The sequence below is a fragment of the Paracoccus binzhouensis genome, from assembly GCF_016446475.1.
Classification (GTDB): domain Bacteria; phylum Pseudomonadota; class Alphaproteobacteria; order Rhodobacterales; family Rhodobacteraceae; genus Paracoccus; species Paracoccus binzhouensis.
The window spans coordinates 23,446-41,750 of sequence record NZ_JAEHFP010000023.1 but is presented as its reverse complement, the minus strand read 5'-3'; the positions used below and the strand labels follow the sequence as shown (position 1 = coordinate 41,750).

At 68.2% G+C, this 18,305-nt stretch carries 18 protein-coding genes; 6 read left to right on the top strand and 12 right to left on the bottom strand.

Translation table 11 applies throughout. From position 1 onward, the window contains the following. The first annotated feature begins 328 nt into the window (after positions 1-328). Genes I9P22_RS08070 through I9P22_RS08050 form a run of 5 tightly spaced genes read left to right on the top strand, consistent with a single transcriptional unit; the run spans position 329 to position 4,641 of the window. The gene (locus tag I9P22_RS08070; RefSeq protein ID WP_199258952.1) at positions 329-1,108 is read left to right on the top strand and encodes a sulfite exporter TauE/SafE family protein; all 780 of its coding nucleotides are present in this window, start codon (positions 329-331) and stop codon (positions 1,106-1,108) included. Positions 1,109-1,135: 27 nt separating this feature from the next. Then, positions 1,136-2,284: a succinyl-diaminopimelate desuccinylase gene (gene dapE / locus I9P22_RS08065; RefSeq protein ID WP_199258950.1), complete on the top strand. Its 1,149-nt coding sequence runs from the start codon at positions 1,136-1,138 to the stop codon at positions 2,282-2,284. Next, positions 2,281-2,697 carry a GNAT family N-acetyltransferase gene (locus tag I9P22_RS08060; RefSeq protein WP_199258948.1) on the top strand — a complete coding sequence of 139 codons (417 nt, stop codon included), beginning with the start codon at positions 2,281-2,283 and terminating at the stop codon, positions 2,695-2,697. The genes dapE and I9P22_RS08060 overlap by 4 nt, the downstream gene beginning before the upstream one ends. Beyond that, on the top strand, positions 2,697-3,212 hold the full coding sequence (locus I9P22_RS08055; RefSeq protein ID WP_199258946.1) for a hypothetical protein: 516 nt from the start codon (positions 2,697-2,699) through the stop codon (positions 3,210-3,212). The genes I9P22_RS08060 and I9P22_RS08055 overlap by 1 nt, the downstream gene beginning before the upstream one ends. Positions 3,213-3,261: 49 nt before the next feature. Continuing rightward, the gene (locus I9P22_RS08050; RefSeq protein ID WP_199258944.1) at positions 3,262-4,641 is read left to right on the top strand and encodes a glutamate--cysteine ligase; all 1,380 of its coding nucleotides are present in this window, start codon (positions 3,262-3,264) and stop codon (positions 4,639-4,641) included. A gap of 51 nt (positions 4,642-4,692) precedes the next feature. Here I9P22_RS08050 and I9P22_RS08045 read toward each other — a convergent pair whose 3' ends face one another. From I9P22_RS08045 to I9P22_RS08020, 6 genes are all read right to left on the bottom strand, one after another. Next, a complete protein-coding gene (locus I9P22_RS08045; RefSeq protein WP_199258942.1) occupies positions 4,693-5,115 on the bottom strand; it encodes a DUF2852 domain-containing protein in 423 nt (140 codons plus the stop codon). A 111-nt stretch (positions 5,116-5,226) separates the two neighbouring features. Next, on the bottom strand, positions 5,227-5,838 hold the full coding sequence (locus tag I9P22_RS08040) for a TetR/AcrR family transcriptional regulator (protein WP_199258940.1): 612 nt from the start codon (positions 5,836-5,838) through the stop codon (positions 5,227-5,229). Positions 5,839-5,847: 9 nt separating this feature from the next. Beyond that, positions 5,848-6,138: an HPr family phosphocarrier protein gene (locus I9P22_RS08035; RefSeq protein WP_019353312.1), complete on the bottom strand. Its 291-nt coding sequence runs from the start codon at positions 6,136-6,138 to the stop codon at positions 5,848-5,850. Next, the gene (locus I9P22_RS08030) at positions 6,135-6,560 is read right to left on the bottom strand and encodes a PTS sugar transporter subunit IIA (RefSeq protein ID WP_199258939.1); all 426 of its coding nucleotides are present in this window, start codon (positions 6,558-6,560) and stop codon (positions 6,135-6,137) included. Before I9P22_RS08030 ends, I9P22_RS08035 begins: the two co-directional genes overlap by 4 nt. A gap of 24 nt (positions 6,561-6,584) precedes the next feature. Further along, positions 6,585-7,547, bottom strand: a complete 963-nt coding sequence (rapZ, locus tag I9P22_RS08025) for an RNase adapter RapZ (RefSeq protein WP_199258958.1) — start codon at positions 7,545-7,547, stop codon at positions 6,585-6,587. Positions 7,548-7,574: 27 nt separating this feature from the next. Continuing rightward, positions 7,575-8,003, bottom strand: coding sequence for an HPr kinase/phosphorylase (locus tag I9P22_RS08020; protein ID WP_199258937.1), 429 nt, complete (start codon positions 8,001-8,003; stop codon positions 7,575-7,577). A gap of 229 nt (positions 8,004-8,232) precedes the next feature. Between I9P22_RS08020 and I9P22_RS08015 the strand changes: the two genes are divergently transcribed. After that, positions 8,233-9,831 carry a phosphoenolpyruvate carboxykinase gene (locus I9P22_RS08015; protein ID WP_199258935.1) on the top strand — a complete coding sequence of 533 codons (1,599 nt, stop codon included), beginning with the start codon at positions 8,233-8,235 and terminating at the stop codon, positions 9,829-9,831. Between the two features lie 173 nt (positions 9,832-10,004). Here I9P22_RS08015 and rnr read toward each other — a convergent pair whose 3' ends face one another. Genes rnr through I9P22_RS07985 form a run of 6 tightly spaced genes read right to left on the bottom strand, consistent with a single transcriptional unit; the run spans position 10,005 to position 18,279 of the window. Beyond that, a complete protein-coding gene (rnr, locus tag I9P22_RS08010; protein WP_199258933.1) occupies positions 10,005-12,263 on the bottom strand; it encodes a ribonuclease R in 2,259 nt (752 codons plus the stop codon). A gap of 44 nt (positions 12,264-12,307) precedes the next feature. Further along, positions 12,308-12,544: a formate dehydrogenase subunit delta gene (locus I9P22_RS08005; protein WP_408635171.1), complete on the bottom strand. Its 237-nt coding sequence runs from the start codon at positions 12,542-12,544 to the stop codon at positions 12,308-12,310. Between the two features lie 6 nt (positions 12,545-12,550). Beyond that, positions 12,551-13,369, bottom strand: coding sequence for a formate dehydrogenase accessory sulfurtransferase FdhD (gene fdhD / locus I9P22_RS08000; RefSeq protein ID WP_199258931.1), 819 nt, complete (start codon positions 13,367-13,369; stop codon positions 12,551-12,553). A gap of 4 nt (positions 13,370-13,373) precedes the next feature. Beyond that, positions 13,374-16,253: a formate dehydrogenase subunit alpha gene (gene fdhF, locus I9P22_RS07995; protein WP_199258929.1), complete on the bottom strand. Its 2,880-nt coding sequence runs from the start codon at positions 16,251-16,253 to the stop codon at positions 13,374-13,376. Then, complete coding sequence (locus I9P22_RS07990) at positions 16,250-17,791, bottom strand: NADH-ubiquinone oxidoreductase-F iron-sulfur binding region domain-containing protein (protein WP_199258927.1); 1,542 nt, start codon at positions 17,789-17,791, stop codon at positions 16,250-16,252. The genes fdhF and I9P22_RS07990 overlap by 4 nt, the downstream gene beginning before the upstream one ends. Continuing rightward, on the bottom strand, positions 17,788-18,279 hold the full coding sequence (locus tag I9P22_RS07985; protein WP_199258925.1) for a formate dehydrogenase subunit gamma: 492 nt from the start codon (positions 18,277-18,279) through the stop codon (positions 17,788-17,790). The genes I9P22_RS07990 and I9P22_RS07985 overlap by 4 nt, the downstream gene beginning before the upstream one ends. Positions 18,280-18,305: the final 26 nt, after the last annotated feature.

The following is an 18,305-nucleotide window of genomic DNA, read 5'->3' as shown; positions in this document are numbered from 1 at the left end:
CGTCGGTCAGCCAGTAAAGATCGCTCATGTCACCGCTCCATTTTCGAGCCGTGAATCACGCAGAGCATTGAAAATCAATGCGTCCTGAGCCTAGCTAATCCTTCCGGCAGGTTGATTTAAGCCCCGGCACACCCGCGACCGGGGCTTTCTCATGCCTTGACGCGAGGTCGCGCTTGCCTTCCCGGACCGCATGACGCAACGTCAGTTCGGTGCCAGAACTGGTGCCAGAATCGGTGCCGGCAACCCATGTAAGATATTGATTTTCGGCTGATAAATGAAATTTCAATCCTCTCTCGCAGCACCATCCATCTCCTGACATTCCCGGACCATGTGCTGCGTCGGCCTCGACTCCTTCCATTTCTGGACCGCCATCGCGATCACGCTGTTTTCCGGCTTCGTGAAGGGCGCCATCGGATTCGCCATGCCGATGATCATGCTGGCGGCGCTGGGGTCCTTCCTGACCGCGCAACAGGCGGTGGCGGCGGTGATCCTGCCGGTGCTGGTCACCAATATCCGCCAGGCGCTGCGCGGCGGCTGGCGGCCGGCCTGGCAGGCAAGCTGGGCCTATCGCTGGCATATCGGCATGGTGATGCTGTTCATCCCGGTCAGCGCCTTCTTCGCCCCGCGGGTGCCGCAATGGCTGATGTATGCCATCATCGGCCTGCCGATCTCGGGTTTCGCGCTGTGGCAGATCCTGGGCCGCAGCCTGGTCCTGCCGGTGCATCACCGCCGCCGCATGGAGATCGCGACCGGGGTCATCGGCGGGCTGATCGGCGGCATCTCGGGCATCTGGGGGCCGCCGCTTCTGGTGCTGCTGCTGTCGCTGCACGCGCCCAAGCAGGAACAGATGCGGGTGCAGGGGGTGGTGTTCTTCCTGGGCGCGGCGGTGCTGACCGTCTCGCATCTGCAATCGGGGCTGCTGAACGCCCAGACCCTGCCGCTTTCCGCGATCCTGGTCATCCCGGCGCTGGTCGGCATGGGGCTGGGCCATCTGGCGCATGACCGGCTGGACGCGGCACGGTTCCGGCGCTGGACGCTGATCCTGCTGGCGCTGACCGGCGCCAACCTGCTGCGCCGCGCGCTGGAGCTTGCGGGGCCCTCGGTGTAATCAGGGCCAAAAGCGAAAGGCCCGCCCATGACGCAACCCGTTCCCGATCCCGCCCAGCTGACCGCAAGGCTGATCCGCTGCGCCTCGGTCACGCCCGAGGAGGGCGGCGCCTTGCAACTGCTGGCAGAGGTGCTGGGCGCGGCGGGCTTCGAATGCCACCGCGTCGACCGCGAGGGGGTGCCGAACCTGTTCGCGCGCTGGGGGGCGAAGGGCGCGCGGACCTTCGGCTTCAATGGCCATACCGACGTGGTGCCGCCCGGCGATCCGGCCAGCTGGACGCATCCACCCTTTTCCGGGCACGAGCAGGACGGCTGGATCTGGGGCCGCGGCGCCACCGACATGAAATCCGGCGTCGCCGCCTTCGTCGCCGCCGCCATCGGCTTCGTGACCGAGACACCGCCAGACGGCGCCGTGATTCTGACCATCACCGGCGACGAGGAGGGGCCCGGCAAGCACGGCACCCGCGCGCTGCTGGACTGGATGGCGGCCCGAGGCGAGCGGATGGATGTCTGCATCGTCGGCGAGCCCTCGAATCCCGACCGCATGGGCGAGATGATCAAGATCGGCCGCCGCGGTTCGATGACCCTGCGGATCGAGGCGCATGGGCTGCAAGGCCACGCCGCCTATCCGCATCGCGCCCGCAATCCGCTCCATGCGCTGGTGCGGCTGCTGAACGGGCTGACCGAGACGCCGCTGGACGAGGGGACCGCGCATTTCGACCCCTCGGGCCTGCAGGTGACGACGGTGGATTGCGGCAACCCGGCCTCGAACGTGATCCCGGAACGGGTATCGGCCACGATCAACATCCGTTTCAACGACGCGCATACTTCCGAAAGCCTCGACCGGATGATCCGCGCCCGCGCGGCGGCGATCTCGGCCGAGACCAGGGTGGATTTCGCCATCTCGACCGAGGTGTCGGGCGAAAGCTTCCTGACCGCACCCGGCCCCTTCGTCGATCTGGTCGCCGGCGTGGTGCGCGAGGAAACCGGCCTCGATCCGGTGCTGTCGACCTCGGGCGGCACCTCGGATGCGCGTTTCGTCAAGGATCACTGCCCGGTGCTTGAATTCGGGCTGGTCGGGCATTTCATGCATCAGGTGGACGAGCGCGTGCCGGCCGATCAGGTGCGCCAGCTTGCCCGCATCTATCGCCGCATCCTGGAGCGTTACTTCGCATGATCGAGAAGACCACCGACCTCGACACCTGCCGCGCCATCCGCCGCGAGGTCTTCATCGTCGAGCAGAACGTCCCCGAGGCCGAGGAATGGGACGGCCGCGACGGCGCGGCCATCCACCTGCTGGCCCGCGACGCAAGCGGCGCGGCGGTGGGCACCGCCCGCATCCTGGTCGAGGGCGCGACCGGCAAGATCGGCCGCGTCGCGGTGCTGAAATCGGCGCGCGGCACCGGCGCGGGCGCGGCGCTGATCCGCGCGGCGCTGGACGAGCTGCGCGCCCTGCCCGGCGTCACCCGCGCCAGGCTGGGCGCCCAGACCCATGCCATCGGCTTTTACGAGAAGCTGGGCTTTGCCGCCTACGGCCCCGAATATGACGATGCCGGCATCCCGCATCGCGACATGATGCTGGAGCTTTGATGATCCGCCCCGAGCTGGCCGCGAAGCTGCGCCCCTGGGCCGAAACCGGCGCAGCGCTGGCCGCGACCGGGTTCGGGCTGTGGGTGTTCTCGCTGGGCGGCTGGATCCTCTGGCCCATCGGCGCGGCGATTGCCGCGGCCTCGGCGCTCTGGGCGCTGGACGCGCGGCGGCGGATGCGCTTCCGCCATGATACGCTCGGCCCCGGCATGGTCGAGCTGGACGAGGGCGCGATCCGCTACCTGTCGCCCGGCCGGCTTCTGGGCGGCGAGATCGCGCTGCGCGAGCTGGCCGAGATCCGGCTGATGCGGCTGAACGGCCGCCGGCACTGGCGGCTGAAAAGCGCCGACGGCCAGGCGCTGCTGATCCCGGTCGATGCGGCGGGGGCCGAGCATCTGGCCGGCGCCTTCGCCACCCTGCCGGGGATCGAGATGGGCCGCCTCGCCGCGGCGCTGGCCGAGGCGGCGCCGACGATCCAGACCGTTTGGACGAGGCCGGCGCGCGCCCGCTTGACTTGACGCGCCGCGCTTGCCACCTGTGGCACGCAAGGCAAACGAAAGGCCACCGATGTCCATTCCCCAACAGGGCGGCGGCCCGATCGAACGTCCCGAACAGCTGGCCGAATATCTCGCCGCGGGCGAGAAGCCGCGCGACGCCTGGCGGATCGGCACCGAGCACGAGAAATTCGGCTATCGCCACGCCGACCTGATGCCCCTGCCCTACGAGGCCGCGCCCGGCCAGCCCTCGGTCAAGGCCATGCTGGAAGGGCTGCAGACCCGCTTCGGCTGGACCCCGGTGCTGGAGGCCGGCCATCTCATCGGGCTGGAGCGCGACGGCGCCAATGTCAGCCTGGAGCCGGGCGGGCAACTGGAACTCTCGGGCGCGCCGCTGGAGACCATCCACCAGACCTGCGACGAGGTGAACAGCCACCTGGCCGAGGTCAAGACCGTCGCCGACGAGCTGGGCGCCGGCTTCATCGGCCTGGGCGCCGCGCCGGTCTGGACGCAGGAGCAGATGCCGATGATGCCCAAGGGGCGCTACAGGCTGATGACCGATTACATGGGCCGGGTCGGCACGCTGGGCACGCAGATGATGTATCGCACCTGCACCGTGCAGGTGAACCTGGACTTCGCCTCGGAAGCCGACATGGTGCAGAAGCTGCGCGTGGCGCTGGCCCTGCAGCCGGTGGCGAATGCGCTGTTCGCCAATTCGCCCTTCCTCGACGGCAAGCCCAACGGCTGGAAAAGCTGGCGAGCGCATATCTGGCAGAATCTCGACGCGGCGCGCACCGGCCTGCTGCCCTTCGCCTTCGAGGACGGCTTCGGCTACGAGGCCTGGGTCGATTACGTCCTCGATGTGCCGATGTATTTCGTCTATCGCGACGGCAAGTATATCGACGCGCTGGGGCAGAGCTTCCGCGATTTCCTGAAGGGCAAGCTGCCGGCGCTGCCGGGCGAGATCCCGACGCTCTCGGACTGGGCCGACCACCTGACCACGGTCTTCCCCGAGGCGCGGGTCAAGAAGTTCATCGAGATGCGCGGCGCCGATGGCGGACCATGGCGGCGGCTTTGCGCCCTGCCGGCGCTGTGGGTCGGGCTGCTTTACGACCAGACGGCACTGGATGCGGCCTGGGATCTGGTCAAGGGCTGGGATACCGAAACGCGCGAGGCCTGGCGGCAAGGCGCCGGGCTGCTGGCGCTGGATGCCGAAGTCGGGGGCACGAAGATGCGCGACCTGGCGCGCGAGGTGCTGGCGATCTCGGAAGCCGGGCTGAAGGCGCGGGCCCGCGCGGGCTCGGGCGGGCTGGTCCCGGACGAGACGCATTTCCTGAACGCGCTCAAGGAAAGCGTCGAGACCGGCAAGGTGCCCGCCGACGAGTTGCTGGGGAAGTATCACGGCGAATGGGCGGGCGACCTGAGCCGCATCTACGCCGAATATTCCTATTGACCAAGGGCCGGGTGATCCCCGGCCCCTTTCGCATCACGCTGGCGTCGCGGCTTACGCTTGCGGCGCCGGCGGCTGCGGCTGGTTGCGGCTTTGCATGAACTGGTCGAACTCGGCCTTGTCCTTGGCCTCGCGCAGCTTCTGCAGGAAGTCGAGGAATTCGCGATGCTCGTCCTCGAGCCGCTTCAGCGTCTCCTCGCGATAGGCGTCGAAGGTGCTGTTGCCGGTCGGCGCCGCGAAGCCGTGGCGATAATGGCGGCCGTGGTGATGATGGCGGTGGCGGCAGGAAAACATGCGTTTGCTCCAGATCATGTAACCCAGGATGGCAAGGCCCAGGGGCCAGCAGGCGATGAAGGCCAGGATCATGGCGGCGATCCAGGCACCCTTGCCGCGTTCGTCCAGCCAGTCCCGGATGCCGGCCAGTGCCGCGCCGATCCGGTCGAAGGCGGAGGGGCGCGGGGCGATGTCAGTGTTCATTGCGGTCCCTTTCCGATGTGAATGTTAATCACATTTACATAGATGGAGCGCAGCCGGCCGGGTTCAAGGGACGCGGTGAAAATTTTCGGCCGGAAAGGTCTGCCGGATCATTCAGTCGGGAATCACGCCCAGGCCGCGCAGATAGATCAGCGCGCCGCTTTCCAGCATGTCGGCCGGCGAGATGGGCGAGCGCGATCCGGGCTTGCCGCGGCCGAACAGCTCGACCACGCCGTGGCTCAGCGCCCAGATGTGGTCCGCGACCATGCCGGGCGGCGGGCGGCGCCCCGCGGGCAGCTGCGCGAACAGCGCCTCGGCGCCGCGCACCAGGATGCCGCGCGCCCGTTCCGAGGCCTGCGACAGCCCGGCATTGCCGGCGATCGAGATGCCGGATTCGAACATGGCGATGTAGAAGCCGCGCCGCTCGGCCGCAAAGCCCAGATATTCCTGGCCCATGCGCAGGAAGGCGGTCAGCGGCCGCGGCCGCCCCTCGTCAAAGGCCGCCTCCAACCGGTCGGCGAATTCCTCGAATCCCTGCCGCGCGACCTCCTCCAGCAGATCCTCGCGGCCGGTGAAATGCCGATAGGGCGCGGCGGCGCTGACCCCGGCCAGACGCGCGGCCTCGGCCAGGGTAAAGCCCTGCGGGCCGTTTTCCTCGATCAGCCGCACCGTGGCCTCGACAAGGGCCTGGCGCAGGTTGCCATGGTGATAGGAGGATCGGGCCATGTCCGGCCCTTACATGCCTTCGCCGAAATAGTCCTCGACAAGCGCGCTCAGCGCATCGGCCAGCTCGCGGGCCTGCGCGCCGCGCGTGGTGACGCGGATCGAGCTGCCGCGCGGCGCGGTCAACATCAACAGGCCCATGATCGAATCGCCCGAGACGCTGATCCCGTCCTTTTCCACGATGGCCTGGGCATCGAAACGCTCGACCGTCTCGACGAATTTCGCGCTGGCCCGCGCGTGCAGGCCCTTTTCGTTGATGATCGCCAGTTCGCGGGTGACGGCCCCGTTGGTCATGTCATTCATGAGGCGGCACGATTCGGGATGGGAAGCACATCGGCAGGCAGAACGTCGTAGCTGTTGATGTACTTGCGTCCCGCATCCTTGGCCAGAGAAACGGCATCCGCGACCGGCAATTTGCGCGATTTCGCCAGCTTCACCAGCATGGGCAGGTTCGCGCCGTAAAGAATCGAGCGGTTGCGCATGGCGCAGGCCATCAGCGACAGGTTCGAGGGCGAGCCGCCGAACAGGTCCGTCACCACCACCACGCCGTCGCCCGAATCAACCGAATCGGCGGCCGCGCAGATTTCGGCCTGCTTCTGGCTCCGATCATGGTTTTCCTCGATCGTCACGGCCTTGATGCCGGTTTGCGGTCCCACCACATGCTCAACCGCCGAGAGATATTCCCTCGCCAGGCCGCCATGCGCCACGATGACAATCCCGATCAATTCGCTCCACCACGCATCAGCCGCTTACCCTGGCGCCCGGCCGTGCGAGAGGCCGTGCTGGCCATCATCCCCAGGTGCCGGCGCCTTTTGACGGCGTTCAAGTTCCCGATGTCTAGTTGACACTTGCCAGCCTGCTTTCGCAAGCGCATCCGCCATTTTTTCCGCCATTGTGACAGAACGGTGTTGCCCTCCGGTGCAACCGAAGCCGATCGCCAGATGGGCCTTTCCCTCTTCCAGATGGGCAGGCAGGGCGAAAAGCACAAGATCCCGCACCCTGCGGAAGAACTCGTCGAAGCGCGGATCGGCGATCACATGATCCTGAACCGCCGGGTCGCGGCCGTCCAGCGGCCGCAGCGCCGGCTCCCAATGCGGGTTGGCCAGGAAGCGGCAGTCAAACATCATGTCCACGCCGCGCGGCACCCCGCGCTTGTAGGAAAAGGACTGTACCGAGACCGCCAGCCGCCGCCCCGTCTCGGTGTCGAACCAGCGCGCCAGTTCCGCCTTCAGGTCGTGCGGCGACAGCTCCGAGGTATCGACCAGCACGTCGGCCCGCGCCCGGATCGGCGCCAGCAGGTCGCGCTCGGCCCGGATCGCGTCCAGGGGCGAGGCCTCACCCCGCAGCGGGTGGCGGCGGCGGGTTTCATTGAAGCGTCGCAAAAGCTGCTCGGTCGTGCAGTCCAGAAACAGCACCTCCGGCGCATATTCCGGCAGCCGGGTCAGCCTGTCGATCAGCTCGATCAGGTTCGCGACCGAGAAATCGCGGTTGCGCACGTCCAGCCCCAGCGCCAGCGGCACCGGCCGCGGCGGCCCGTCCAAGAGCCGCGGAATCAGCGACAGCGGCAGGTTGTCGATGGCCTCGTAGCCCAGATCCTCCAGCACGTTGATCGCCGTCGAGCGCCCCGCCCCGGAAGGGCCGGTGACCAGCACCAGGCGCTGCGCCGGCTCCTCGGCGCCACCCTTGCGGGTCGGATCCTGCTGGCTGTGCATGGGGCTGCCCGCCTCAGACATCTCGGCTCACTTCTCCTGCCCATCCGTGTCCGCCCGTCCGGCGTCGAGATATTGCAACAGTGCCGGTGCAAGATGAACACGGCCGGCGCCGAGGACAAGGGGCAAAGCCCTGTCCAAAAGGTCAAGCCGGCGCGGTGGCGGCAGGCGCTCGGGCTCGGGCCGGTCCAGGTCCACCGCCAGGGCCAGCTCGACCGGACCATGGGCGCGGGCACGCAGGATTCCCAGGCCGCGCGCCTCGATCAACCCGCGCAGCGAATCGGGCGAATCGGCGACCAGCCGCCCGCCCTCTGCCCGCAGCAGCGTACGGTCATCCGCCACCAGCGCCGCGCCGAAGGCCATCATTTCAAGGGCAAGCGTCGATTTGCCCGCACCCGAGGCGCCCAGGATGAGAAGCCCCCTGCCCCGATGGGCGATGCAGGATGCGTGCAGGATCATGGCGCGACAGCCCCCGATGCGCGGCGAATCAGTGCCGCCGGTTGGAACAGAACCCCTGCCTTTGTGACGAATTCCTGACGCCTGGACCATGCCCGCGCAAATGGTTGCGCTAACCTTTCCTGGTAGCGCTAAACCTGTCCATAACGCCGCTTTCGCTGGGGAAATGCCGTGTTATAGGACGCGCAACGGCCGGTTGTCGGCCCGGAATTCAAGCAGGAGCACAGGTGCCATGAGCGAACCGCGCGTCAATCCGAATTGCCGTCTCGAAGACCAGGGGATCTCCGGGCTCGGCAATGTCCACTACAACCTGCTCGAACCGGCGCTGATCGAGGCGGCCATCCAGCGCGGCGAAGGCCGGCTGGGTCTTGGCGGCACCTTCCTGGTCTCGACCGGCGCCCATACCGGCCGCTCACCCAAGGACAAGCATGTGGTGCGCACCCCCTCGGTCGAAGACAGCATCTGGTGGGAAAACAACCGCCCGATGGCGCCCGAGGCCTTCGACCAGCTCTATGCCGACATGCTGGAGCACATGAAGGGCAAGGACTATTTCGTCCAGGACCTCTACGGCGGCGCGGATCCTGCCCTGCGCCTCGACGTCCGGGTCGTGACCGAGCTGGCCTGGCACGGGCTGTTCATCCGCAACCTGCTGCGCCGCCCCGAGGCCGCCGAACTGGCCGGCTTCGCGCCGGAATTCACCATCATCAACTGCCCCAGCTTCAAGGCCGATCCGGCGCGGCATGGCTGCCGCTCGGAAACGGTGATCGCGCTCAACTTCGACAAGAAGCTGATCCTGATCGGCAACACCGCCTATGCCGGCGAGAACAAGAAATCGGTCTTCACGCTCCTGAACTACATCCTGCCGGAAAAGGGCGTGATGCCGATGCATTGCTCGGCCAACCACGCGCTCGGCAACCCGGACGACAGCGCCATCTTCTTCGGCCTGTCGGGCACCGGCAAGACCACGCTCTCGGCCGATCCCTCGCGCGTTCTGGTCGGCGATGACGAGCATGGCTGGTCGGATCACGGCATCTTCAACTTCGAGGGCGGCTGCTACGCCAAGACCATCAACCTGTCGGCCGAGGCCGAGCCTGAAATCCACGCCACCTGCTACAAGTTCGGCACGGTGATCGAGAACATGGTCTACGACCCCGAAACGCTGGCGCTGGATTTCGAGGACAACTCGATCACCGACAACATGCGCTGCGCCTATCCGCTGGAGCAGATCTCGAACGCCTCGCCGACCTCGCTGGCCGGCCAGCCCAGGAACGTGATCATGCTGACCTGCGACGCCTATGGCGTGCTGCCGCCGATCGCGCGGCTGACCCCGGCGCAGGCGATGTATCACTTCCTGTCGGGCTTCACCTCGAAGACGCCGGGCACCGAGGTCGGCGTGACCGAACCGACACCGACCTTCTCGACCTGCTTCGGCGCGCCCTTCATGCCGCGCCGGCCGGAAGTCTATGGCAAGCTCCTGCAGGAAAAGATCGCCGCCACCGGCGCGCATTGCTGGCTGGTCAATACCGGCTGGACCGGCGGCGCCTTCGGCACCGGCAAGCGCATGCCGATCAAGGCGACCCGCGCCCTGCTGACCGCGGCGCTGGACGGCTCGCTGAACGGCGTTCAGTTCCGCAAGGATCCGAATTTCGGCTTCGAGGTTCCGGTCTCGGTCCCCGGCGTCGAGGACAAGCTGCTCGACCCGCGCCAGACCTGGGCGGATGGCGCCGCCTATGACGCCCAGGCCCAGAAGCTGGTCGGCATGTTCAGCGACAATTTCGCGCAATATGCCGACAAGATCGACGACGACGTCCGCGCCGCCGCCATCGGCTGAAGCCTGAAACGGGAATGATGCAAGGGGGCGGTCCGGTGGACCGCCCCTTTCGCTTGGTCCTTTGCCGCAAGAGCCCGGCCCGCCCCCGCCCGGCCCATGCCCCGGCTTTCTTCGTTCCCCAAATACTCTGGGGGAGCGCGGAACGCGCGGGGGCGAAGCCCCCTTTCTCAGCGCTACCGCCGCACCCGCCGGCGCTTCTGGGCCCGCTTGATCTCGGCCAGCCGCGCCTGGGTGGCGCGCTTGCGCATCGGCCCCTTGCCGCGCCCGCCGCCCGCGCCCCGCGGCAGCGGCCGGCCTTCCACCTCCAGCAGTTCCAGCATCAGCCCGCCTGTCAGCGGCACCGCCTCGGTCAGCCGCACGGTGACGCGCTGGCCGATGCCGATCTCCAGACCCGTTTCCGAGCCCATCAGCACCTGCGCATCCGGGTCGTAGTGGAAATACTCGCGGCCGATCTCGCGGATCGGCAACAACCCGTCGGCCCCGGTCTCGTCCAGCCGCACGAAGGCGCCGAATTTCTGCACGCCGCTGATGCGGCCGGTGAACTCGGCCCCCACCCGGTCGGCCAGATAGGCGGCGAGATAGCGGTCGGTGGTGTCGCGCTCGGCCGCCATCGAGCGCCGCTCGGTCTCCGAGATATGCTGCGCGGTTTCCGACAGCATCTCGATATCCTGCGCCGACAGCCCGTCATCGCCCCACTTATGGCCCATGATCAGCGCCCGGTGCACGATCAGGTCGGAATAGCGCCGGATCGGCGAGGTGAAATGCGCATAGGAGCGCAGCGCCAGCCCGAAATGGCCGAAATTCTCGGGGTTGTAATAGGCCTGCTGCATCGAGCGCAGCGCCGTCATGTTGATCAGCTCGTCGAATTCCGAGCCCTCGGCCTGTTCCAGCAGCCGGTTCAGGTGCCGGGTCTGCAAGACCTGCCCCTTGGCCAGGGTGAAGCCCGAAGCCTCGGCCACCTCGCGCAGCGCGTCGAGCTTTTCCACCGTCGGCTCCTCGTGCACGCGATAGAGCAGCGGCCGGCGCAGCCGTTCCAGCTCCTCGGCGGCGGCGACATTGGCCAGCACCATGAATTCCTCGATCAGCCGGTGCGCATCGTAGCGTTCGCGGAAGTTGACCGATTTCACCCTTCCGTCCGGGGTCAGCACGATCCTGCGCTCGGGCAGGTCCAGCTCCAGCGGCTGGCGGCGCGCCCGCGCGGCCTTGAGCAGCCCGTAGGCGTGCCAGAGCGGCCGGATCGCCGGCTCGACCAGCGGCGCGACCTGCTCGTCCGGGTTACCGTCGGCGGCGGCCTGCGCCTGCGCATAGGCCAGACTCGCGGCCGAGCGGATCATGCCGCGGTGGAAGCTGTGGCCGGTCTTGTTGCCCTGCGCGTCCAGCCGCATCCGCACAGCGATCACCGGCCGGTCCACGCCCTGGTGGAGAGAGCACAGGTCGCCCGACAGGATGTCGGGCAGCATCGGCACCACCCGGTCGGGGAAATAGGTGGAATTGCCGCGATTCCGCGCCTCGCGGTCCAGGGCCGAGCCGGGGCGGACGTAATGCGCCACATCGGCGATGGCGACCCAGATCGTGGCGCCGCCATCCTCATGCGTCTCGGCGGCGACGGCATCGTCGCGGTCGCGCGCATCCGAGGGGTCGATGGTGATGAAGGGCAGGTGACGCAGATCCTCGCGCCCCTTCATGGTGGCAGGGCGGGCGGCGTCGGCCTCGGCGATCGCCTCATCGGGGAAATCGTCGGGAATGCCGTGCTGGTGGATGGCGATCAGGCTGACGGCCCGGGGCGCCGAAGGGTCGCCCAGCCGCTCGACGATCCGCGCCATCGGCAGGCCCAAGCGGCCGCGCGGGCCGACCTGCTCGGCTTCGACCAGTTCGCCGCCTTTCGCGCCATGGACGTCGCCGGGGCGGACCTGCCATTCCTTGTCCTGGCCCTTGTCGATGGGCAGGATGCGGCCGCCCGCCTCCGACCCGCCGGTGGCGGCGCGGAAGATGCCGACGATCCGGTGCTGCACCGTGCCGATGCGGCGGATCAGCCGGGCCTGGTAGTCGTGATCCTCGCCCCGGGTCTCGATCAGCCGGGCCAGGATGCGCTCGCCCGGCGCGACGGCGGGATCGGATTTCAGCGCCGCGTAAAGGATGCGCGGCATCGGCCCCTCGCCCTGCCATTCCAGCGGCCTGGCGAAGATGTCGCCGTCCCGGTCGGGCTGCAGGAGTTGCAGCACGGTGACCGGCGGCAGCCGCTCGGCATCGTGATAATGGCGGCGGCGGCGTTCCAGCAGCCCTTCGGCCTCAAGCTCCTTCAGCAGCCGCTTCAACTCGATGCGCTCGGCGCCCTTGATGCCGAAGGCTTTTGCGATGTCGCGTTTCGCGGTGGCGTCCGGATGGGCGGACACCCAGTCGAGAATCTCTTGACGGGAAGGAAGCTGTGCCATGCCGCCACGCTAGCATGCTGCCGGACGAGGCGGCAGGGGCAAAATCAGGCGGCGGGCAGCCGCACGAAGGCCGCCGCGTCGCGCACCACCGGATCGGCCTCGGCCCCGGCGCGGATCTGCGCCACGAAATCCTGGCGCATGCGCGGCGTCCAGCAATCGTTGATATGGGCGGCCACCGCCTCGGGTGCCGGCCGATCGGGCTGACTGCTGAAGAACTGCGCCATCTGCGTGGCCATGCGGATCAGTTTGGAAACGTCGTGGGACATATCGTCGTGGGACATGGGGCCTCAGCTTCCGGCGATGCGCCGGGGGTGGGTGTAAAGATCGAAGCTTTCGTCGCGCGCGCGCGCGATCAGGGTGATGCCGGCGCGTTCCGCCCAGTCCAGCGCCAGCGCCGTCGGTGCGCTGGCGCCGATCAGGATCGGCGCGCCGATGCGGGCGGCCTTCTGCACCAGATCGACCGACAGGCGCGAGGACATGACGACAGCGCCCTGCCCCGCCGATTGCCCGGCCCGGGCCAGGGCCCCGGCCAGCTTGTCCAGCGCGTTGTGGCGGCCGACATCCTCGCGCGTCACGGCGCGGGTGCCGTCCCAGAAGGCGGCGCCGTGGATCGCCGGGGTCTGGCGGCGCAGGACCTGGCCTTTCGCCAGCGCCGTCATGGCGCGGGCCACCTCCCCGGGCGGCATCGACCAGTCCGAGGCGACCGGCACGATCCGGGGCAGCGCTGCTTCGATGCTGTCCACGCCGCAAAGCCCGCAGCCGACCGGGCCGATCATGCTGCGCCGCCGCTCGGCCAGCCGGGCGGCAAGGCCCGGGCGCAGCCACAGCCGCGCCTCGCGCGCCGGGAAGCCGCCGGCCTCGACCGCGGCCTCCTCGAAGCCCGCGACATCCTCGGGCGCGGCGATCAGCCCCTCGGTCAGCGCGAATCCCAGCGCGAAGTCGCGCAGGTCATGCGGCGTCGCCATCAGCACCGCCTGGCTCATGCCGTCGATGACGATGGCCACCGGGCATTCCTGCGGCGCGGGGGGCGGCTTGACCGGATGCCAGCCACCGCCGCCCTGGCCTTCACCGTCCCAGCGCAGCACGCCGGCCGTCACGTCGCGCATGCCGTCACTCGGCAGCGGTGGGCAGGATGCGGCGGGCGAGGTCGGAATGATGGCGATACTCCTCTTGCCAGTCCGAGGGGCCGTTCGAGGGGCTGACCTGCACGGCCGTCACCTTGAACTCGGGGCAGTTGGTGGCCCAGTCGGAATTGTCCGTCGTCACCACATTGGCCTGGGTCGTCGGGTGATGGAAGGTGGTATAGACCACGCCCGGCGCCACCCGTTCGGTGATATGCGCCCGCAGGGTCGTGTCACCCGAACGCGAGGCCACGCGCACCCAATCGCCTTCCCGGACGCCGCGGTTCTCGGCATCCGAGGGATGGATCTCCAGGATGTCCTCGGGGTGCCAGACGCTGTTCTCGGTCCGCCGGGTCTGCGCGCCGACATTGTATTGCGACAGGATGCGCCCGGTGGTCAGCAAGAGCGGGAAGCGCGCCCCGGTGCGTTCCTCGGTCGCGACATATTCGGTATGGACGAACTTGCCCTTGCCGCGCACGAAGCCGTCGATATGCATGACCGGCGTGCCCAGCGGCGCCTTGTCGTTGCATGGCCATTGCACCGAGCCCTCGCGGTCCAGAAGATCGTAGCTGACCCCGGCGAAGCTGGGCGTGGTCAGCGCGATCTCGGCCATGATCTCGCGCGGGTGGGTATAGGACCAGGCCGCGCCCATGCGGTTCGCCAGCATCTGGGTGATCTCCCAGTCCTCGTAGCCGTTCTTGGGCGTCATGGCGCGGCGGACCATGTTGATGCGCCGCTCGGCATTGGTGAAGGTGCCGTCCTTTTCCAGGAAGCTGGAACCGGGCAGGAAGACATGCGCATAGTTCGAGGTCTCGTTCAGGAACAGGTCCTGCACGATCACGATATCCATGGCCGACAGCGCCGAGGTGACGTGCCGGGTATCCGGATCGGATTGCACGATATCCTCGCCCTGGCAGTAGAGGCCCTTGAAGCGGCCGGCCAGCGCCTCGTCGAACATGTTGGGGATGCGCAGGCCAGGCTCGGGCGACAGCTCGACGCCCCAGGCGCGTTCGTAGATCGCCCGCGTCTCGGGGTCCGAGACATGGCGATAGCCCGGGTATTCGTTGGGGAACGAGCCCATGTCGCAAGAACCCTGCACGTTGTTCTGGCCGCGCAGCGGGTTCACGCCGGTGCCGGGCTTGCCGATATTGCCGGTCATCATCGCCAGGTTGGCGATGGCCATGACCGTGGTCGAGCCTTGCGAATGCTCGGTCACGCCCAGCCCGTAATAGATGCTGGCGCGCGGCGCGGCAGCATAGGCGCGGGCGGCCTTGCGGATCAGCTCGGCCGGCACCTTGCTCAGCTTCTCGACCTCCTCGGGCGCATGCCGGGGGTCCAGCAGGAACTCGGCATAGGCCAGGAACTCGTCCCAGTCGCAGCGTTCGCGGATGAAGGCCTCGTCATAAAGCCTTTCGGCGACGATCACATGCGCCAGGGCGGTCAGCACGGCGACATTGGTGCCGGGCCGCAGCGGCAGGTGCAGCCCCGTGCCCATATGCGGGGTCTTCAGCAGGTCGATCTGCCGCGGATCGAGGACGATCAACCCGGCCCCCTCGCGCAGCCGCTTGCGCAGCCGGCTGGCAAAGACCGGATGGCCGTCGGTCGGGTTGGCGCCGATGACCAGCGCCAGATCCGTCTCGTCGACCGAATCGAAGTCATGCGTGCCGGCCGAGGTGCCGAAAGCGGTCTTCAGCCCGTAGCCGGTGGGCGAATGGCAGACCCGGGCGCAGGTATCGGTGTTGTTGTTGTGAAAGACCGCGCGGGCCAGCTTCTGCACCAGATAGGTTTCCTCGTTGGTGCAGCGCGACGAGGTGATGACGCCGATGGCGTCGGGGCCGAAATCCTGTTGCGCCTGGCGCAGCCGGGTGGCGGCGAAGTCCAGCGCCTCGTCCCAGCTGACCACGCGCCAAGGATCGGTGATCCGCTCGCGCAGCATGGGCTGGGTCTGGCGCTCGCGATGCGTGGCATAGCCCCAGGCGAAGCGGCCCTTGACGCAGCTGTGGCCGTGGTTCGCCTTGCCGTCCTTGCTGGGGACCATGCGCACCACCTCCTCGCCGCGCATATGCGCGTCGAAGGAACAGCCGACCCCGCAATAGGCGCAGGTCGTCTTGACGATATGCTCGGGCGTGCCGATCTGGATCACGCTGTTCTCGATCAGCGTCGCGGTCGGGCAGACCTGCACGCAGGCGCCGCAGCTGACGCAATCCGAGCTGAGGAAACTGTCCGATTCCATCCCGGCCGAGACGCGGCTGTCGAAGCCCCGCCCCTCGATGGTCAGCGCGAAGGTGCCCTGCACCTCCTCGCAGGCCCTGACGCAGCGGTTGCAGACGATGCACTTCGCCGGGTCGAAGGTGAAATAGGGGTTCGACTGGTCCTTGGGCCGGTATTCCGGGTTCGGCCCCTCGGCGTCGCGGCGGGCGAAATGGTTCTGGCCCGGCTCATAGCGCACCTCGCGCAGGCCGACGGCGCCGGCCATGTCCTGCAGCTCGCAATCGCCATTGGCGGCGCAGGTCAGGCAGTCCAGCGGGTGGTCGCTGATGTAAAGCTCCATCACCCCCTTGCGGACCTGGGCGACCTCCTCGGTCTGGGTATGGACCACCATGCCCTCGGCCACCGGCGTCGTGCAGGATGCCGGCAGGCCGCGCATGCCGTCGATCTGCACCACGCAAAGCCGGCATGAGCCGAAGGCGGTGAGATGGTCGGTGGCGCAGAGCTTCGGCACCGAGATCCCGGCCACGGCGGCGGCGCGCATGACGCTGGTTCCGGCCGGCACGCTGACCGGGATGCCATCCACCAGCAGGTTCACGGTGATGTCGGACTTGACCGCGGGCGTGCCCATGTCGCGGTCGGGAATGATGAAATCCTTCATTCGGCGGCCTCCCGGCTCTTGATGATCGGGCGGGGCTCGCGGCACCCGCGGAAATCCTCGGGGAAATGGGTCAACGCCGACATGACCGGGAAGGGCGCAAAGCCTCCCAGCGCGCAAAGCGAGCCCCATTTCATGGTGTTGCACAGATCGGTGAGGATCGGGATCCCCGTCTCGTCGCCTTGGGCGATGCGGTCGATGGTCTCGACACCCCGGACCGAACCGATGCGGCAGGGCGTGCATTTGCCGCAGCTTTCCACGGCGCAGAATTCCATGGCGAAGCGCGCCAGCTTCAGCATGTCGGCGGTGTCGTCGAAGACGGTGATGCCGGCATGGCCCAGCAGGCCCTCCTTCGTCGCCAGCTCCTCGTAGCCGAAGGGCACGTCGAAATCCCAATGCGGGATGTAGGAACCAAGCGGCCCGCCCACCTGCGCCGCCTTGATCGGCCGGCCCGAGGCGGTGCCGCCGCCGATCTCCTCGATGATCTGGCGCAGGCTCATGCCGAAGGCGGCCTCGAACAGCCCGCCATATTTCACGTTGCCGGCGATCTGGATCGGGATCGTGCCCTTGGACCGCCCGATGCCCAGCTTGGCGTATTCCGCCCCGCCATGGGTCAGGATCCAGGGCACCGAGGCCAGCGAGATCACGTTGTTGACCACCGTCGGCCGGCCCAGGAACCCCTCCAGCGCCGGGATCGGCGGCTTGGCGCGCACCACGCCGCGCTTGCCCTCCAGGCTGTTGAGCAGACTGGTCTCCTCGCCGCAGACATAGGCGCCGGCGCCGACCCGCACCTCCATGTCATAGGCATGGTCTGATCCCAGCACCGACGGGCCCAGGATGCCCGCCTGCCGGGCCTTGCCGATGGCGGCCTCCATCAGCCGGATGGCGTCGGGATATTCGCTGCGGATATAGACATAGCCCTGCACCGCGCCCGTGGCGATGCCGGCGATCGCCATGCCCTCGATCAGGACCAGTGGATCGCCCTCCATCAGCATGCGGTCGGCAAAACTGCCCGAATCGCCCTCGTCGGCATTGCAGACGATGTATTTCCGCGGAGCCTTGGCGCCGGCGACGGTCTTCCACTTGATGCCGGTCGGGAAACCGGCGCCGCCGCGGCCGCGCAACCCGGATCCGGTGACCTCCTCGACGATCTTCTCCGGCCCGATGCCGATGGCGCGGCGCAGGCCGGCCAGGCCGCCATGCGCCTCGTATTCCTCGACCGACAGCGGGTCGATCATGCCGACGCGGGCGAAGGTCAGCCGGCTCTGCGCCTTCATCCAGGGCAGTTCCTCGACCGGCCCCAGGGCCAGCGGATGCTCGCCGCCGGTGCGGATCGCCTCGGCGACCGAGGCCGCATCCCCGGGCCCGACCGGCCCATAGCCGTAACGCACGCCGTCGCGCTCGACCTCGACCAGCGGCTCGAGCCAGATCATGCCGCGGGTGCCGTTGCGGGTGACGGTGAACTCGCGCCCCAGCGTCTCGGCCACCGCATCGGCACCAAGCGCCCTTGCGGCGGCATCCAGGGGAACCCAGACCCTCATGCGCCCGCCTCCATGCCCGCTTCGGCCACCAGTTGCCGCACCTTGGCCAGGTTCGCCCGGCCCAGCAGCCTGTCGCCCAGCTGCGCCGAGGGCGCGCAGGCGCAAAGTCCCAGGCAGAACACCGGCTCCAGCGTCAGCCGCCCGTCCGGCGTGGTCTCGTGCCAGTCGATCCCCAGCGCGGCGCGCACCTCCTCGGCCAGGGCATCGGCGCCCATCGACTGGCAGGCCTCGGCCCGGCACAGCCGCAGCACGTGCCGGCCATGCGGATGGTCGCGGAAATCGTGATAGAAGCTCACCACGCCATAGACCTCGGCCCGGGTCATGCCCAAGGCCTCGGCCAGCCGCGGCTGCGCCTCCTCGGGCACATGGCCCCATTCGGCCTGGATGTCGTGCAGGATGGGCAGAAGCGGCCCCTCGCGGCCCTTGTGGGCGGCGATGATTTCGTCAAGGCGCAGAAGGAAATCAGCGTCGATCGCTGGTGAGGTCATGGCTGGGTGGTCCGGGCTCTGTTGTT

What these genes read in the sequence shown, in the direction of transcription:
- I9P22_RS08005 (WP_408635171.1), bottom strand. Translation starts at nt 12,544, where the DNA reads ATGTCCCACGACGATATGTCCCACGACGTTTCCAAACTGATCCGCATG.
- I9P22_RS08070 (WP_199258952.1), top strand. Translation starts at nt 329, where the DNA reads ATGTGCTGCGTCGGCCTCGACTCCTTCCATTTCTGGACCGCCATCGCG.
- rapZ (WP_199258958.1), bottom strand. Translation starts at nt 7,547, where the DNA reads ATGCACAGCCAGCAGGATCCGACCCGCAAGGGTGGCGCCGAGGAGCCG.
- fdhD (WP_199258931.1), bottom strand. Translation starts at nt 13,369, where the DNA reads ATGCGCGACGTGACGGCCGGCGTGCTGCGCTGGGACGGTGAAGGCCAG.
- I9P22_RS08055 (WP_199258946.1), top strand. Translation starts at nt 2,697, where the DNA reads ATGATCCGCCCCGAGCTGGCCGCGAAGCTGCGCCCCTGGGCCGAAACC.
- I9P22_RS08060 (WP_199258948.1), top strand. Translation starts at nt 2,281, where the DNA reads ATGATCGAGAAGACCACCGACCTCGACACCTGCCGCGCCATCCGCCGC.
- I9P22_RS08050 (WP_199258944.1), top strand. Translation starts at nt 3,262, where the DNA reads ATGTCCATTCCCCAACAGGGCGGCGGCCCGATCGAACGTCCCGAACAG.
- I9P22_RS08015 (WP_199258935.1), top strand. Translation starts at nt 8,233, where the DNA reads ATGAGCGAACCGCGCGTCAATCCGAATTGCCGTCTCGAAGACCAGGGG.
- I9P22_RS08045 (WP_199258942.1), bottom strand. Translation starts at nt 5,115, where the DNA reads ATGAACACTGACATCGCCCCGCGCCCCTCCGCCTTCGACCGGATCGGC.
- dapE (WP_199258950.1), top strand. Translation starts at nt 1,136, where the DNA reads ATGACGCAACCCGTTCCCGATCCCGCCCAGCTGACCGCAAGGCTGATC.
- I9P22_RS08020 (WP_199258937.1), bottom strand. Translation starts at nt 8,003, where the DNA reads ATGATCCTGCACGCATCCTGCATCGCCCATCGGGGCAGGGGGCTTCTC.
- fdhF (WP_199258929.1), bottom strand. Translation starts at nt 16,253, where the DNA reads ATGAAGGATTTCATCATTCCCGACCGCGACATGGGCACGCCCGCGGTC.
- I9P22_RS08035 (WP_019353312.1), bottom strand. Translation starts at nt 6,138, where the DNA reads ATGAATGACATGACCAACGGGGCCGTCACCCGCGAACTGGCGATCATC.
- I9P22_RS08040 (WP_199258940.1), bottom strand. Translation starts at nt 5,838, where the DNA reads ATGGCCCGATCCTCCTATCACCATGGCAACCTGCGCCAGGCCCTTGTC.
- I9P22_RS07985 (WP_199258925.1), bottom strand. Translation starts at nt 18,279, where the DNA reads ATGACCTCACCAGCGATCGACGCTGATTTCCTTCTGCGCCTTGACGAA.
- I9P22_RS07990 (WP_199258927.1), bottom strand. Translation starts at nt 17,791, where the DNA reads ATGAGGGTCTGGGTTCCCCTGGATGCCGCCGCAAGGGCGCTTGGTGCC.
- rnr (WP_199258933.1), bottom strand. Translation starts at nt 12,263, where the DNA reads ATGGCACAGCTTCCTTCCCGTCAAGAGATTCTCGACTGGGTGTCCGCC.